14 protein-coding genes are annotated in these 16,508 nt (G+C 35.0%); all 14 read left to right on the forward strand.

Features of this window, described 5'->3' with window-relative positions:
* Positions 1-51 precede the first annotated feature (51 nt).
* The 14 genes from ilvB to argH all read left to right on the forward strand — a co-directional run bounded on the left by ilvB (position 52) and on the right by argH (position 16,457).
* A complete protein-coding gene (ilvB, locus tag ACFFGA_RS03000) occupies positions 52-1,785 on the forward strand; it encodes a biosynthetic-type acetolactate synthase large subunit (RefSeq protein WP_386059444.1) in 1,734 nt (577 codons plus the stop codon).
* A 2-nt stretch (positions 1,786-1,787) separates the two neighbouring features.
* The gene (gene ilvN / locus ACFFGA_RS03005; protein ID WP_386059447.1) at positions 1,788-2,318 is read left to right on the forward strand and encodes an acetolactate synthase small subunit; all 531 of its coding nucleotides are present in this window, start codon (positions 1,788-1,790) and stop codon (positions 2,316-2,318) included.
* A gap of 82 nt (positions 2,319-2,400) precedes the next feature.
* Positions 2,401-3,903: a ketol-acid reductoisomerase gene (gene ilvC, locus ACFFGA_RS03010; protein WP_386059450.1), complete on the forward strand. Its 1,503-nt coding sequence runs from the start codon at positions 2,401-2,403 to the stop codon at positions 3,901-3,903.
* Between the two features lie 61 nt (positions 3,904-3,964).
* The gene (gene ilvA, locus ACFFGA_RS03015) at positions 3,965-5,233 is read left to right on the forward strand and encodes a threonine ammonia-lyase IlvA (protein ID WP_386059452.1); all 1,269 of its coding nucleotides are present in this window, start codon (positions 3,965-3,967) and stop codon (positions 5,231-5,233) included.
* Between the two features lie 79 nt (positions 5,234-5,312).
* Complete coding sequence (locus ACFFGA_RS03020; RefSeq protein ID WP_386059455.1) at positions 5,313-6,905, forward strand: NADP-dependent glyceraldehyde-3-phosphate dehydrogenase; 1,593 nt, start codon at positions 5,313-5,315, stop codon at positions 6,903-6,905.
* Positions 6,906-7,328: 423 nt separating this feature from the next.
* Positions 7,329-7,961 (forward strand): GNAT family N-acetyltransferase, encoded by a 633-nt coding sequence (locus ACFFGA_RS03025; RefSeq protein WP_386059458.1) that lies wholly within the window; start codon positions 7,329-7,331, stop codon positions 7,959-7,961.
* A gap of 52 nt (positions 7,962-8,013) precedes the next feature.
* On the forward strand, positions 8,014-9,198 hold the full coding sequence (locus tag ACFFGA_RS03030; protein WP_386060615.1) for an argininosuccinate synthase: 1,185 nt from the start codon (positions 8,014-8,016) through the stop codon (positions 9,196-9,198).
* Entirely contained in the window at positions 9,195-10,172 is a 978-nt protein-coding gene (argC, locus tag ACFFGA_RS03035; protein WP_386059460.1) for an N-acetyl-gamma-glutamyl-phosphate reductase, read from the forward strand. The genes ACFFGA_RS03030 and argC overlap by 4 nt, the downstream gene beginning before the upstream one ends.
* A gap of 87 nt (positions 10,173-10,259) precedes the next feature.
* On the forward strand, positions 10,260-11,060 hold the full coding sequence (proC, locus tag ACFFGA_RS03040; RefSeq protein WP_386059463.1) for a pyrroline-5-carboxylate reductase: 801 nt from the start codon (positions 10,260-10,262) through the stop codon (positions 11,058-11,060).
* Positions 11,057-12,184 carry an aspartate aminotransferase family protein gene (locus ACFFGA_RS03045; RefSeq protein ID WP_386059465.1) on the forward strand — a complete coding sequence of 376 codons (1,128 nt, stop codon included), beginning with the start codon at positions 11,057-11,059 and terminating at the stop codon, positions 12,182-12,184. Before proC ends, ACFFGA_RS03045 begins: the two co-directional genes overlap by 4 nt.
* Positions 12,185-12,197: 13 nt before the next feature.
* A complete protein-coding gene (locus tag ACFFGA_RS03050; protein ID WP_386059468.1) occupies positions 12,198-13,133 on the forward strand; it encodes an N-acetylornithine carbamoyltransferase in 936 nt (311 codons plus the stop codon).
* A 74-nt stretch (positions 13,134-13,207) separates the two neighbouring features.
* The gene (gene argB / locus ACFFGA_RS03055) at positions 13,208-13,984 is read left to right on the forward strand and encodes an acetylglutamate kinase (RefSeq protein WP_386059471.1); all 777 of its coding nucleotides are present in this window, start codon (positions 13,208-13,210) and stop codon (positions 13,982-13,984) included.
* A complete protein-coding gene (locus ACFFGA_RS03060; protein WP_386059474.1) occupies positions 13,981-15,042 on the forward strand; it encodes a M20 family metallo-hydrolase in 1,062 nt (353 codons plus the stop codon). The genes argB and ACFFGA_RS03060 overlap by 4 nt, the downstream gene beginning before the upstream one ends.
* A 140-nt stretch (positions 15,043-15,182) precedes the next feature.
* On the forward strand, positions 15,183-16,457 hold the full coding sequence (argH, locus tag ACFFGA_RS03065) for an argininosuccinate lyase (protein ID WP_386059477.1): 1,275 nt from the start codon (positions 15,183-15,185) through the stop codon (positions 16,455-16,457).
* Positions 16,458-16,508: the final 51 nt, after the last annotated feature.

A 16,508-nucleotide genomic window follows, 5' to 3' on the forward strand; every position in this document is an offset into this window, starting at 1 on the left:
AAATAAAAACCATAAAACGGTAGGATGAGATTCCTGCCTTCGCAGGAAAATATGGAAACAAAAACAATAAAAAACGAATCAAAAGACACTCAAACTACCGAACGTATTTCCGGTAGCGAAGCCATTATCAAATGCTTATTGGCGGAAGGTGTCGATATTCTTTACGGATATCCTGGAGGAGCAATTATGCCTGTTTATGATGAATTATATAAGTACCAAGACCAACTACATCATGTTTTAACACGTCATGAGCAAGGTGCAACACATGCTGCGCAAGGTTATGCGCGAATATCTGGAAAAGTTGGTGTCGCCATAGCAACTTCTGGTCCTGGCGCAACCAATCTAATCACTGGTATTGCAGATGCTCAAATAGACAGTACTCCAATGGTTTGTATTACAGGTCAAGTTGGCTCACATTTATTAGGTAGTGATGCTTTTCAGGAAACGGATATTGTGGGTATTTCGACTCCAGTGACCAAGTGGAATCATCAAATTACTAAAGCTTCAGAAATTCCTGAGGTATTTGCAAAAGCATTTTACATTGCCAAAAGCGGAAGACCAGGTCCTGTGCTTATTGATATTACAAAAGATGCTCAGTTTGAAGAATTCGATTTTAAATATGAAAAATGCAAAGGAGTAAGAAGTTACAAACCTGTACCAGACACAAGTGAGAAAACACTAAAAGCTGCTGCAGATTTAATAAACAATGCTAAAAGACCATTGATTGTTTGGGGACAAGGAGTCATTTTAGGGCAAGCTGAAGAAGAATTTAAAGCCGTTATTGAAAAAGCTGGAATTCCTTCTGCATGGACTATTTTAGGTGCTTCGGCTATTCCTACTTCACATCCATTAAATGTTGGTATGGTAGGTATGCACGGTAATTATGCACCAAATGTATTAACCAACGAATGTGATGTTTTAATTGCTATCGGAATGCGATTTGATGATCGTGTAACCGGAAATCTAGCAACCTATGCAAAGCAAGCCAAAATTGTTCATTTTGAAATTGATCCAGCTGAGGTTGATAAAAACGTAAAAACAGATGTCGCTGTTTTAGGTGATGCTAAAGCAAGTTTAAAAGCTTTGTTACCATTGCTTAATGCTAATTCGCACAGCGAATGGCATCAAAAATTTAAAGACTTATATGAAATAGAATTCAATAAAGTCATTAAAAACGACTTGCATCCTACAAAAGAAGGTTTAACCATGGGAGAGGTGTTAAAGGAGATTAACATCCAAACCAAAGGCGAAGCTGCGATAGTGAGTGATGTTGGTCAACACCAAATGATTGCATGTCGTTATGCCGATTTCAACAAAACCAAAAGTAACATTACGTCTGGCGGATTGGGTACAATGGGCTTTGCATTACCTGCAGCTATTGGTGCAAAAATGGCAGCACCAGAGCGAGAGGTCGTAATGATAGCTGGTGATGGTGGTTACCAAATGACCATTCAAGAATTAGGAACCATTTTTCAGCAACGTGTACCAGTGAAAATTGTGGTACTCAATAATGAATTCCTCGGAATGGTACGTCAATGGCAACAGCTGTTTTTTGATAAGCGTTACGCCTCAACAGAAATGGTAAATCCAGATTTTGTAGCCATTGCAAAAGGATATGGTATTGACGCCAAACAGGTTTCAAAACGAACAGATTTAAAAGATGCAGTAAAAGAAATGATAGACTGTGACGGTCCGTATTTTTTAGAAGTTAGAGTGGAAAAAGAGGACAATGTTTTTCCAATGATTCCTACAGGTGCAAGTGTTTCAGATATAAGATTAGAGTAATTATGGAAAACGAAATAAAACAATTTACAGTTTCGGTTTATACGGAAAACAATATCGGCTTACTCAATAGGCTTTCTGCTATATTCCAACGAAGACATATCAATATTGAAAGTTTAAACACATCAGTTTCAGAAATTGATGGAGTTTCTAGATTTACAATTGTGGTCAATATTCCTGAATCTCAAATGAAGAAAATTATCGGTCAAATTGAAAAACAAATTGAAGTGATTAAAGCGTATTATCATACGGAAGATGAAATCATTTATCAAGAGTCGTGCTTGTTTAAAATCAAATCCGAATTGTTATTTGATGAGCGTCAAATTCAAAATATAATAAAAGAAAGCAATGCTAGAATTGTAACTGTAAATAAGGAGTTTTTCGCCATAGAAAAATCTGGAAGAAAGGAAGAAATAGATTTATTATATAGAGAATTAAATGCCTTTGGTATTATGCAATTTACACGTTCAGGACGTGTTGCAGTTACTAAAGATGAAATGAAAATATCAACAATGCTACGAGCATTTCAAGATTAAATAAAGCAATTAAAAAATAGAATAAAGAAATGAGGAGGTAGTAGCTATTCTCTTTTTCTTCAAACAAAAACAACTAGAAACAATGGCAAATTATTTTAACACATTACCATTAAGAAAACAATTAGAACAATTAGGAAAATGTAGATTCATGGATGCTTCAGAATTTGAAGATGGTGTAGAAGCATTAAAAGATAAAAAAATCGTCATTGTAGGTTGTGGCGCACAAGGATTAAATCAAGGTCTAAACATGAGAGATTCTGGATTGGACATTTCTTATGCATTACGACAACAAGCCATAGATGAGAAACGTGCGTCATACAAAAACGCAACGGATAACGATTTTAATGTTGGGACTTATGAAGACCTAATTCCAACAGCAGATTTGGTGTTAAACTTAACACCAGATAAGCAGCACACCAATGTGGTAAAATCGGTGATGCCTTTAATGAAAAAAGGGGCAACATTAAGCTATTCGCATGGGTTTAATATTGTTGAAGAAGGTACAAAAATTCGTGAGGATTTAACCGTAATCATGGTAGCACCAAAATGCCCTGGAACTGAAGTAAGAGAAGAATACAAACGTGGATTTGGTGTGCCAACATTAATTGCTGTACATCCAGAAAATGATCCAGAAGGTAAAGGTTGGGCACAGGCAAAAGCCTATGCAGCGGCAACAGGAGGACACAGAGCTGGTGTTTTAGAATCGTCTTTCATAGCAGAAGTAAAATCTGATTTAATGGGAGAGCAAACTATACTTTGTGGTCTACTACAAACAGGTGCTATTTTATCTTTTGATAAGATGGTTGAAGAAGGTATAGAACCAGGTTATGCTGCAAAACATATTCAGTTTGGTTGGGAAACCATTACCGAAGCCTTGAAACATGGTGGCATTACCAATATGATGGATCGTTTATCAAATCCTGCAAAAATAAAAGCATACGAATTGTCTGAAGAATTAAAAGACATCATGCGTCCTTTATTTGAAAAGCACATGGACGATATCATCTCTGGTCATTTTTCAAAAACCATGATGGAAGATTGGGCAAATGATGATGTTAACTTATTAAAATGGAGAGCTGAAACAGGCGAAACTGCTTTTGAAAAAACAACGTTAACTACAGATCATATCTCTGAACAAGAATATTTTGACAACGGTGTTTTATTAGTAGCTTTTGTAAAGTCTGGAGTAGAATTAGCTTTTGAAACTATGGTCGCTGCTGGTATTATTGAAGACTCAGCTTATTACGAATCGCTTCACGAGTTGCCATTAATAGCCAATACGATTGCTAGAAAGAAATTATTTGAAATGAATCGTGTCATCTCTGATACTGCAGAATATGGTTGTTATTTATTCGACCATGCGTGTAAACCATTATTGACGGATTTTATGAAAACGGTAGATACTTCAATTATCGGTAAGTCATTTTCAAAATCAAATGGAGTTGATAATGTGGAGTTAATTGCTGTTAACGATGCCATTAGAAATCATCCAATAGAAGCGGTAGGAAAGCGTTTACGTGCAGCTATGACAGCAATGAAAGTTATAAAATCTGATGTAAAAACCGCAGACTCTGTTTTGGTATAGCCTTACCATTCTTGTACAAGCAGGAATTTAAATAGGACTTCCACTTCCGAGGAAAGTAAACATGAAAGAAACACAAACCACATATAAGCCAACTCTTGAAGCCGTTGAGGCTGCTGCAGAAAAACTTAAAGGCGTTTCATCTGTAACACCATTAATTAAAAACGCACAATACTCAAGACTTTTTGAGGCTAATGTTTATTTTAAAAGAGAGGATTTGCAAGAGGTACGTTCTTATAAAATACGTGGTGCTTATAATAAAATTTCATCATTAACAGAATCTCAAATAGAAAATGAGATTGTTTGTGCTAGTGCAGGAAACCATGCGCAAGGTGTGGCAATTTCGTGTAAACTTCTTAAAATAAAAGGCACCATTTTTATGCCTTCACCAACACCTAATCAAAAAATTGAACAGGTAAAAATGTTTGGTGAAGACTATATTGATGTCGTTTTAGTTGGAGATACGTTTGATGATGCCTACCATGCTGCGATTGAAGAATGTGAACGTTTAAATAAAACATTCATTCATCCATTTAATGACGAAAAAGTTATTGAAGGACAAGCAACAGTAGGTTTAGAAATAATAGACCAAGCAAAAACACATCCTATTCATTATGTTTTTGTGCCAATTGGTGGTGGTGGTTTATCTGCTGGGTTGTCTTCAGTTTTTAAAATTTTATCACCGCAAACAAAAATAATTGGAGTTGAGCCCAAAGGAGCGCCTTCAATGCTAACGTCGATTAAAAACAACAGAAACACAGAATTAAAATCTATTGAAAACTTTGTTGATGGTGCTGCTGTAAAACGTGTTGGAGATTTAAATTTCCTTATTTGTAAAGAAAACTTACAGGACATAGTTATGGTTGATGAAGGTAAAATTTGCCAAACCATTCTAGATCTTTATAATAAAGATGCTATTGTTGTTGAGCCAGCTGGTGCATTAAGTGTTTCGGCATTAGATCAATTTTCAGAAGAAATTAAAGGGAAAAATGTAGTGTGTGTTATAAGTGGAAGTAATAACGATATTACACGTACTCCTGAAATTAAAGAACGTGCTTTACTTTACGCTAACCTTAAGCACTATTTTATTATTAAATTTCCGCAACGCGCAGGTGCTTTAAGAGAATTTGTGGTGGATATTTTAGGCCCAACGGATGACATCACACATTTTGAATATACCAAAAAAGTAAACAGGGAAAATGATGTTGCTGTAGTTGGTTTGCAGTTAAAATCACCTGATGATTTAGAGCCGTTAATTACCAAAATGAAACTTCATAATTTTTATGGAGATTATCTTAACGACAAACCAGATTTATTTCAGTTTTTAGTATAGCTTAACATAGGCTTAACCAAATTACAAGGTGCATTATTGTATCTTTATGACTAACCAAAAAAGTTAAAACCAAGTTATTATGACTTCAGCATTTGTAGATATTCCAGAACAATTTCAAATTAAAGAATTGGTAGATCAAGACACCTATTTGGTGGATGGAGCATTAATTCCATGGAGAGGAGAAACCTCTAAGGTGTATTCTACAATTTCGTCTACTGAGGACTATAAACCAACCCTTCTTGGTAGTATACCAACTTTAGGAAAAAAAGAGGCAATGAAAGCCTTAGACTCAGCTGTCGCTGCTTACAATAAAGGTCAAGGTTTATGGCCAACAATGAAGGTTGTAGATAGAATTGCTTGTATGGAAAAATTTGTTGAACAAATGAAAACCAAACGCGACGAAGTTGTAAAATTATTAATGTGGGAAATTGGTAAAAACCTTCCGGATTCTGAAAAAGAATTCGATAGAACGGTTGAATATATCTACGATACCATTGAAGATTATAAGCAAATGGATAGAGATAGTGCAAAGTTTGAAAAGCACGATGGAGTCCACGCACATATTAGAAGAGGACCTTTAGGAGTTGTGTTATGTCTTGGACCTTATAACTATCCGTTAAATGAAACTTTCGCTTTGTTGATTCCTGCTTTAATTATGGGAAATACAGCCATTTTTAAACCTGCAAAACATGGTGTTTTATTAATTTCACCTTTGTTAGAAGCATTTAGAGATAGCTTTCCAAAAGGTGTTGTTAATATTATTTATGGTCGTGGAAGGACGGTTGCAGCACCAATTATGCAATCTGGAAAAGTGGATGTTTTAGCTTTAATAGGTAATAGTAAATCGGCAAATGCATTGCAAAATCAGCACCCGAAAAGTAACAGATTACGTTTGGTTTTAGGTCTTGAAGCCAAAAACCCAGCGATTGTCTTACCAGATGCTGACTTAGATCTAGCCATTGCAGAATGTATAGCTGGAACAACCTCTTTTAACGGTCAACGCTGTACAGCTCTAAAGGTTTTATATGTTCATGAAGCTATCGTTGAAGAATTCAACAAACGTTTTTCTGCCAAAGTCGATGCACTCAAATTCGGAAACCCTTGGGAAGATGGAGTAAAATTAACACCATTACCAGAGCCAGACAAACCAGCATATATTCAGGATTTAATAGATGATGCCACTGAAAAGGGAGCAAAAGTCATTAATGCAAAAGGAGGAGAAACAACAGAAAATTATATTTTTCCAGCGGTTTTATATCCTGTTACAAAGGATATGAGAGTGTTTCAAGAAGAGCAATTTGGACCTGTTATTCCAGTAGTGCCTTTTAATGATATTGAAGAGCCCTTAGATGATATGGCAGAATCTAATTACGGACAACAAGTAAGTTTATTTGGTAAAGACGTAAAGACTTTAGCGCCTTTAATTGACACATTGGTTAATTTAGTGTGTCGTGTAAACTTAAACAGTTCGTGTCAACGTGGACCAGATGTGTATCCATTTACAGGTCGTAAAGATTCGGCTGTAGCTACACTAAGTGTTCATGATGCATTACGCTCGTTTTCAATAAGAACTTTTGTTGCCTCAAAAGACAATGCTTATAATAATGCTATTTTAAACAATTTATTAGACTCTAAAGCATCAAATTTTGTAAATACCGATTATATACTTTAATTAAAAAGCGCTTAAAAATGAGATATTTACATTTTTAAATACCCGAAAATTAGAAATTCATAAAAGTTCTTACAATTAAGCTGTTAAGCGCCAAGAATAAATATAAAATATGTAGTTTAGCTATATGTTTACACTAAGACACAAATATAGACCCGTAAGGCCCACAGAGCTTAATCTGGAAAAACGCCGTCGCTAATTCTTCTTTTAGCTACAAACTCTATATTCATTTCATTTTTTTATTGTGTACAACTCAAATTCTAAATACCTTTTTCAATCATCAATTATCTTAAGAGATAATGATATTATTGTGCGTCGCCGTTTCCCGCGTCGCCCGTAAGGGTATGCTATAGTTTAGGAATTAGGTGAGTCCATTTCCGTTTTCAAGATCAAAATTCAACGATAATTTTTTTAATTAATTCAACAATGGAAATTGTTATTGCTAATAAATCGCATAGTATTTATGCAGAACTTATTTGCGAAACCATTGCCGAAGCCGCGAAAGTAAGAGGTACAGGAATCGCAAAACGCCAACCAGAATATATCATTACTAAAATGGAAAACGGTAATGCAGTTATTGCTTTAGATGGCGATAAATTTGCCGGTTTCTGTTATATTGAAGCATGGAGTCATGGTAAATTTGTAGCCAATTCTGGCTTAATTGTGCATCCTGATTATAGAAATATAGGTCTAGCAAAACAAATTAAACAAGTCATCTTTCATCATTCGAGGACAAAATTTCCCGAGGCTAAAGTTTTTAGTATAACAACAGGCTTGGCCGTTATGAAAATGAATAGCGAACTAGGCTATAAACCAGTAACCTTTTCAGAATTAACTGATGATCCAACTTTTTGGAAAGGTTGTCAAACCTGCAAAAATTTTGATGTTTTAACCAGAACAGAACAAAAAATGTGTTTGTGTACAGGTATGTTATACGACCCTTCTAAGCAAAAAGACAAAAAACAACACAACCATATTTATGATAAAAAAGTTTGGACAAGATTGAAAAACATTAAACAAAGCATGTTCTTAAAAAAAGAGAAAAAAGATGAACAATAAAAATACAACAACCAATTCTTTCCCTTTGGGAAAGATGTCGCCTGGCGACAGATTGGGAAAATTAGTTATAGCATATAGTGGAGGGTTAGACACTTCATATTGCGCAGTAAGTTTAAGCAAAGCAGGTTATGATGTACATGCCGTAAGCGTAAACACTGGTGGCTTTACTGCTGAAGAAATAAAAACGATTGAAAACAACGCCTATAAAATGGGTGTTTCAACTTATAAGAATATAGATGCTATTGCGTCTTATTATGACAAAGTAATTAAGTATTTAATCTTCGGAAATGTTCTTAAAAATAATACGTACCCATTGTCTGTAAGTGCAGAGCGCATTATTCAAGCCATTGAAATAATTGAGTACGCAAAAAGCATTGATGCTAAATATATTGCGCATGGAAGTACAGGTGCAGGAAACGACCAAGTACGTTTTGATATGATTTTTCAAACCTTAGCTCCAAATATTAAGATTATTACACCCATTAGAGATGGTAGTTTAAGCAGACAAGAAGAAATCGATTACTTAAAAGAAAACGGAATCGATATGTCTTGGGAAAAAGCAAAGTATTCTGTTAATAAAGGACTTTGGGGAACAAGTGTAGGTGGTTCAGAGACGTTAACTTCGGAAAAACCATTACCAGATTCAGCCTATCCTTCACAATTAAAACACTCAGATCCAGAAAAGGTAGTTCTAACATTTTCTAAAGGAGAATTAACAGCCATTAATGGTGTTGCTAACAACCCTGAAGTAAATATTGAAGTCTTAAACAATTTAGCATCTGCTTATGCTATAGGTAGAGATATTCATGTTGGAGATACTATTGTTGGTATAAAGGGACGTGTAGGTTTTGAAGCTGCTGCTGCGCTAATCATAATAAAAGCACATCACCTTTTAGAAAAACATACATTAACCAAATGGCAACTACAGCACAAAGATTATTTATCTAGCTTTTACGGTATGCATTTACATGAAGGTCAGTATTTAGATCCTGTTATGCGAGATATGGAAGCCTTTTTGCAAAGCAGTCAAGACAAAGTTACTGGTGATGTTATTGTGACCTTAAAACCTTATCACTTCTCACTAGATGGTATCAAATCTAAACACGATTTAATGAATGCTAAATTCGGAAGTTATGGAGAAGAGAACAAAGGTTGGACAGCAGATGAAGCTAAAGGGTTTATTAAAATATTTGGCAATCAGAATAAGATATACCAGCAAGTAAATTCAGAATTATGATTAAAGTAGGTATCATTGGAGGTGCTGGTTACACAGCAGGAGAATTAATAAGATTATTGATCCATCACTCCAAAGTAGAGATAGATTTTGTTTACAGTACATCAAATGCTGGAAACAAGGTCAGCAAGATTCATCAAGATTTATTAGGCTCAACTGGTTTAGAGTTCACTAGTGAAATTAACCCAAAAGTTGATGTACTTTTCTTGTGTTTGGGTCATGGCAATTCTAAAGCGTTTTTAGAAAAAAACAGTTTTTCTAATGCAACTAAAATTATTGATTTGAGCAATGACTTTAGATTAGTGGCAGATAAAAATTTTGAAGAAAAAGAGTTTATTTACGGCTTACCAGAATTAAACAGAGAAGCAATTAAAAACGCAAATTATATTGCGAATCCTGGTTGTTTTGCTACAGCTATTCAGTTAGCATTATTACCCTTAGCTAAAGCAAATATAATCTATAACGATGTTCATGTTAACGCTGTTACTGGTGCAACTGGTGCAGGAACATCTTTATCTGAAACCACACACTTTACATGGAGAGATAATAATTTTTCGCATTACAAAGCATTTACTCACCAGCATTTAGGTGAAATTAACCAGACAGTAAATCAGTTGCAATCTAGTTTTAAGTCTGATATCAATTTTATGCCAAATCGTGGAAATTTCTCAAGAGGAATTTTTGCCACACTATACACCAAATTTGAAGGTTCACTTGAAGACGCAAAAGCATTATATAATGAGTTTTACAAAGATGCTGCCTTCACCTTTGTTTCAGATAAGGATATTCATTTAAAACAAGTCGTTAATACAAATAAGTGCATCCTTCATTTACATAAACATGAAGACAAATTATTGATAACAAGCATCATTGATAATTTGTTAAAAGGAGCATCAGGACAGGCCATTCAAAATATGAATTTAATGTTTGGATTTGATGAAACAGAAGGTTTACAATTAAAGGCCAATTATTTTTAAATAACATAGTCATTGCGAGGAACGAAGCAATCTGCTTAAAAAGATTACTTCAGTCATTCTTCCTTCGTAATGACAAAAACCAACAACATGAAAATAGCAATCATAGGAACAGGAAATTTAGGAAAGTCAATAGCGAAAGGGCTCATCACTAACAACGCTATTACAACGCTATATCTAACCAAAAGAAATTTGAAAGGTATTCAAGATTTAGATGGTTATAAAAACGTGATTTTAACTACCGATAATATTGAAGCGGTAAAACAATCCGATATTATAATTTTTGCTGTTCAACCTGCACATTTTGAAAACATATTAAATGATATTAAACCGCATTTAACTGAAAAACATGTCCTTATTTCAACAATTACAGGGTTTCTAATTCCTAAAATTGAAACCATAGTTGGGGCAGATCAATTTATAATCAGAGCCATGCCAAACACAGCTATTGCAGTTGGAAAGTCAATGACTTGTCTATGTAGTAATGAAAAAGGTGCAAAGCGTATACAAATAGCTGAAGCCATATTCAATAGATTAGGACATACGTTGGCGATACCAGAATCACAAATGCAAGCTGCTACTGTAGTCTGCGCAAGTGGAATTGCATTTTGGATGCGACTAATCCGCGCAACAACCCAAGCCGCAATCCAGTTAGGTTTTGATGCTAAGGAAGCTCAAGAATTAGCGATGTACACTAGTGAAGGAGCTGCTAGTTTATTAATTACAAATGGTCATCATCCTGAAGAAGAAATTGATCGTGTTACTACTCCAAAAGGATGCACTATTGAAGGTTTAAATGAAATGGAACATAAGGGATTGAGTTCGTCTTTAATCCAAGGTATGGTAGCCTCCTTTAACAAAATTAGTAACATTAAAAAAGAGCAGATATGAGTTTATTTAATGTTTATCCATTATACGATATCACACCAGTAAGCGCTAAAGACGTTTACGTTTTTGATGATAAAGGTGAAGAATATTTAGACCTTTATGGTGGCCATGCTGTAATTTCTATTGGTCATTCGCACCCAAAATATGTTGCTGCAATTTCTAATCAAGTTAGTAAACTAGGATTTTATAGTAATGCCATTCAAAATCCGATACAAGTTGAATTGGCTGATAAGCTTGAAGCTTTATCTGGCTGTAAAGACTACCAATTATTTTTATGTAATTCTGGAGCAGAAGCCAATGAAAACGCTTTAAAACTAGCCTCTTTTCATAATGGTAAAAAGAAAATTTTAGCCTTTAAGAATTCATTTCATGGTAGAACATCTGCAGCAGTTGCAGCTACAGACAACCCGAAGATTGTAGCGCCAATAAACGCGCAACAAGAAGTTGATTTCGTTGAACTTGGTGATTTAGATGCCATCGAAAAGATTTTAAAACAAAACGAAACTTGTGCTGTTATTGTTGAATTTATTCAAGGAGTTGGTGGCTTGGACCAAAGCACAAAGGAATTCTACCAAGGTTTAGACAAGCTTTGCAAACAATACAATACGGCTTTAATTGCAGACGAAGTACAATCAGGATTTGGCAGAACTGGCGACTTTTTTGCTTATCAAAAGCACAATATTACACCAGATATTATCTCTATTGCCAAAGGCATGGGAAATGGCTTTCCGGTTGGGGGAATTTTGATTCACCCATCCATTGAAGCGTCATTTGGGTTATTAGGAACCACTTTTGGCGGTAACCATTTAGCTTGTGCTGCAACGCTTTCAGTTTTAGATGTTTTGGAAGAGGAAAACTTAATGGAAAATGCTAAAACTATTTCAGACTACTTTCAAGAGAGAGCCAAGTCTTTACCAAAACTAAAGTCGATTAAAGGAAGAGGATTAATGTTAGGTTTAGAGTTCGATTTTCCCATTGCAGAACTTCGTAAAAAGCTCATTTTCAATCATCATATATTTACAGGAAGCGCAAAGAATCCTAATTTAATTAGAATACTTCCGCCATTAACCATTCAGAAGAAACATATTGATGTGTTTTTTGAAGCTTTAGAAAAAGAATTAAAATAGCCTTTAATCAGAGATGAAAAATTACACCAAAATAAAAGACATTTCTAACCTTTCAGAAACTATTAAGGATGCCATTTTATTAAAAATGAATCCTTTTGAATTTCAAGATTTAGGAAAACATAAAACCTTAGTGATGCTCTTTTTTAATTCGAGTTTAAGAACACGATTAAGTACCGAAAAAGCAGCAAAAAATTTAGGTATGGATGTCATGATTTTAAACGTCAACGATGCCTGGAATTTAGAGTTTGAAGATGGTACCATAATGAATATGGATAAATCTGAACACGTTAAGGAAGCAGCTCAGGTGATTTCACAATATGCAGATGTTATTGCTGTGAGAGCCTTTCCTACGCTACAAGACAAAGCGAAGGACGAATCGGAATATGTGTTAAATAGCTTTCAAAAATATGCTACAGTTCCCGTAATAAATATGGAGAGTGCTACAGCACATCCTTTACAAGCGTTGGCTGATGCTATTACTATTACTGAGCTCACTGAAAAAGTAAAACCAAAAGTGGTTTTATCTTGGGCTCCACACCCAAAAGCGCTACCTCAAGCTGTTGCAAATTCGTTTGTAGAAATGATGCAAAGAATGGAAGTAGATTTAACCATCGCACATCCTGAAGGTTACGAATTAAGTGAAGCTATCACTAAAGACACACCAATAAGTCACAATCAAGAAGACGCTTTAAAAGATGCCGATTTTGTATACGTAAAAAACTGGAGCAGTTATAAGTATTACGGCAAAGTAATCAATCAAGATGAAAATTGGATGATGACAAAAGCCAAATTAGGCAAGGCAAAATTTATGCATTGTTTACCTGTAAGACGAAACGTTGTGGTTGAAGATGCTGTTTTGGATAACGAACAATCCGTAGTGATTCAACAAGCGAATAATAGAACGTATGCTGCGCAAGTGGTGTTGAAGCAGATTTTAGAAAAATTATAAGACCTCGCAGGTTTTTAAAACCTAGCAGGTCTCTAACTATAAAATTCCCTTCCCTTTGGGAAGGTTAGGATGGGATGAAAACACTAAAAGTCATAAAAGTAGGAGGAAACATCATCGATAATGAAGAAGCATTGGCTACATTCATAAAAGATTTTGCAACCATTTCTGGTCCTAAAATTTTGGTGCATGGAGGCGGCAAATTGGCAACAAAATTGGCCAAACAAATGAACATTCCTGTGCAAATGAACGAAGGCAGACGCATTACTGATGCTGACACTTTAGATATTATCACCATGGTTTATGCTGGTAAAATCAACAAGAATATCGTAGCACAATTACAAGCCAACAATTGTAATGCTATTGGTTTTTCTGGTGCAGATGGCAATACGATTATTTCAGAAAAACGCCCTATTAAAACCATCGATTACGGTTTTGTTGGCGATGTAAAAAAAGTAAATACAAATGCTTTAGAAGTTTTACTTAATAATAACATCACACCTGTTTTTTGTGCAATTACTCACGATGAAAACGGACAATTATTAAATACGAATGCAGATACGATTGCTTCAGAATTAGCTATTGGTCTGTCTTCAATTTTCAACACAGAATTATATTATTGTTTCGAGAAAAATGGAGTACTTGAAGATGTCGAAAATGAGGATTCAGTGATAGAAAACATCAACACAGAAAGTTATAAAGCATTAAAAGAAAACAATATCATATTTGAAGGAATGCTACCCAAATTAGATAATTGCTTTCATGCTACAAATCAAAATGTTCAAAAAGTTTGTATCGGAAAATCAGACATGCTTTTCAATACAACAATCAAACACACAACCATAACGCAATGATTCAAAAACTAACCCAAGAGGCTATTGCTTTGTTAAAGCAATTGATAGAAACGCAGTCTTTCTCATCAGAGGAGGACAACACCGCTTTACTCATTGAAAATTGGTTTACAACTCACAATGTGCCTTTTAAAAGGAACAATCACAACATTTGGGCTACCAACAAATATTTTGACGACAGCAAACCAACCTTATTATTAAACTCACATCACGATACTGTAAAACCGAACAACGGCTACACTAAAGACCCATTTAAGGCCATTGTAGAAGACGGCAAATTATATGGTTTGGGAAGTAATGATGCAGGTGGATGCTTAGTCTCTTTAATTGCAACGTTCACCTATTTTTACGATAAAAAAGACCTCAACTATAACTTAGTTATTGTGGCATCTGCAGAAGAAGAAAGTAGTGGGCCAAACGGATTGAATAGCATGTTAAGTATCATCCCTAAAATTGATGTTGCAATTGTCGGTGAACCAACCTTGATGAATTTGGCTGTTGCAGAAAAAGGCTTGGTGGTTTTTGATGCTAAAGTAAAAGGAACAGCTAGCCATGCTGCTCATCCTAATAATGACAATTCAATTTACAATACTATTGATGTTTTAAAATGGTTTAAGGATTATAAGTTCGAGAGAAAATCACCAGTTTTAGGAGATGTAAAAATGACTGTTACACAAATCAATGCAGGTAAACAACACAATGCTGTGCCTGCTGAAGTGGATTTAGTGATTGATGTACGTGTGAATGATAAATATTCTAACAAAGAAATTGCTGATATTTTGGCGAAGAAATCGCCTTGCACAAGTATTACACCAAGAAGTTTACGATTAAATTCGTCCTCAATTCCAATTAATCACGACTTGGTAAAAGCAGGCATTGAATTAGGACGAGAAACTTACGGTTCGCCTACGCTTTCTGATCAATCTGTATTAACTTGTCCATCATTGAAATTAGGACCTGGAGACAGTACACGTTCGCATACAGCAGATGAGTTTATTTATTTAGCTGAGATTGAGGAAGGTGTTGATTTATATATTAAGTTGTTGGAAAAGGTATTGTAAGGTGCTGTCATTCCTGCGAAGGCAGGAATCCACACACAAACTGAAATTTAAAAATAGATTTCTGCCTTCGCAGGAATGACAAAGAATAAAAAGATTAACTAAAAAAGGAGGCAGAGATTCCTGCCTTCGCAGGAATTTGTATGAAACTTTGGGACAAAGGCTATTCAATAGATAAAAAAATAGAATTATTTACCGTTGGAAACGACCGAGAAATCGATATACATATTGCAAAATACGATGTGCAAGCCTCTTTAGCGCATGCCATCATGTTGGAAGCTATCGGAATTATTACTTCTGATGAATTAGAGCAATTAAAAACAGGTTTAAAAGTATTAGCCGAATCTATTGAAGAAGGTACATTCGTAATTGAAGAGTCGTTTGAAGATGTACATTCTAAAATTGAACACGAACTCACTAAAACATTAGGCGACGTCGGGAAGAAAATCCACACCGCTCGTTCTCGAAACGATCAAGTTTTAGTAGCGCTTCAACTTTACTATAAAGAAAATCTTCAGATCATTAATCATAAAACAAAGACGTTTTTCGATACACTTTTAGGCCTTGCAGAAACGCATAAAACGAAACTTTTACCTGGTTACACACATTTGCAGGTTGCGATGCCTTCATCTTTCGGATTATGGTTTTCTGCATATGCGGAATTATTAATCGATGATGTTTATGTCTTAAATGCCGTTTCAAAAATTACAGACCAAAATGTTTTAGGTTCTGCTGCTGGTTATGGCAGTTCGTTTCCTATTGATAGAAATATTACTACTAAAGAACTAGGTTTTTCTACACTAAAATACAATGTGGTTGCGGCACAATTGAGCCGAGGAAAAAGCGAGCGTGCTATTGCTAGTGCCTTAGGTGGACTATGCAATACTATGGCACGTTTTGCTATGGATATTTGCCTGTATATGAGTCAGAATTTTGGGTTTATTACGTTTCCAGATGAATTAACCACAGGGAGTAGTATTATGCCACACAAAAAGAATCCTGATGTGTTTGAATTGATTCGAGGCAAGTGCAATAAAATTCAGGCTTTACATTCTGAAATGCTGCTGATTACCAACAATTTACCAAGCGGTTACCACAGAGATTTTCAATTATTGAAAGAAAATATCATCAATGCGTTTGAAGATGTGAAAGATATATTAGACATTTTTAATTATGCCATTCAGCAAATCATTGTAAAAGATATTGACCTCAACGATGAAAAATACCAATACTTATTTACAGTAGATAGTATTAATAATTTAGTGGTTGATGGTATGAGTTTTAGAGAAGCATACCAAAAAATTGGAAGCCAAGTACAAGCAGGAACTTACCAACCCGATTTAGGAAAGGAACACTCTCATATTGGAAGTATTCATAATTTGTGTTTGGATGATATTCGAAAGAAGTTTCCAAATTAAAAAGAAAAAAGCACCTTAAATAAGATGCTTTTTATTGCACTAGTATTAATG

Origin of the sequence: Winogradskyella pulchriflava, assembly GCF_042434315.1 — a bacterium.
Taxonomy (GTDB): Bacteria; Bacteroidota; Bacteroidia; order Flavobacteriales; family Flavobacteriaceae; genus Winogradskyella; species Winogradskyella pulchriflava.

Coding starts and splice junctions, on each gene's coding strand:
- ACFFGA_RS03050 (WP_386059468.1), top strand. CDS start 12,198: ATGAAAAATTACACCAAAATAAAAGACATTTCTAACCTTTCAGAAACT.
- argH (WP_386059477.1), top strand. CDS start 15,183: ATGAAACTTTGGGACAAAGGCTATTCAATAGATAAAAAAATAGAATTA.
- ilvA (WP_386059452.1), top strand. CDS start 3,965: ATGAAAGAAACACAAACCACATATAAGCCAACTCTTGAAGCCGTTGAG.
- ilvN (WP_386059447.1), top strand. CDS start 1,788: ATGGAAAACGAAATAAAACAATTTACAGTTTCGGTTTATACGGAAAAC.
- ACFFGA_RS03060 (WP_386059474.1), top strand. CDS start 13,981: ATGATTCAAAAACTAACCCAAGAGGCTATTGCTTTGTTAAAGCAATTG.
- proC (WP_386059463.1), top strand. CDS start 10,260: ATGAAAATAGCAATCATAGGAACAGGAAATTTAGGAAAGTCAATAGCG.
- argB (WP_386059471.1), top strand. CDS start 13,208: ATGAAAACACTAAAAGTCATAAAAGTAGGAGGAAACATCATCGATAAT.
- argC (WP_386059460.1), top strand. CDS start 9,195: ATGATTAAAGTAGGTATCATTGGAGGTGCTGGTTACACAGCAGGAGAA.
- ACFFGA_RS03025 (WP_386059458.1), top strand. CDS start 7,329: ATGGAAATTGTTATTGCTAATAAATCGCATAGTATTTATGCAGAACTT.
- ilvB (WP_386059444.1), top strand. CDS start 52: ATGGAAACAAAAACAATAAAAAACGAATCAAAAGACACTCAAACTACC.
- ilvC (WP_386059450.1), top strand. CDS start 2,401: ATGGCAAATTATTTTAACACATTACCATTAAGAAAACAATTAGAACAA.
- ACFFGA_RS03020 (WP_386059455.1), top strand. CDS start 5,313: ATGACTTCAGCATTTGTAGATATTCCAGAACAATTTCAAATTAAAGAA.
- ACFFGA_RS03045 (WP_386059465.1), top strand. CDS start 11,057: ATGAGTTTATTTAATGTTTATCCATTATACGATATCACACCAGTAAGC.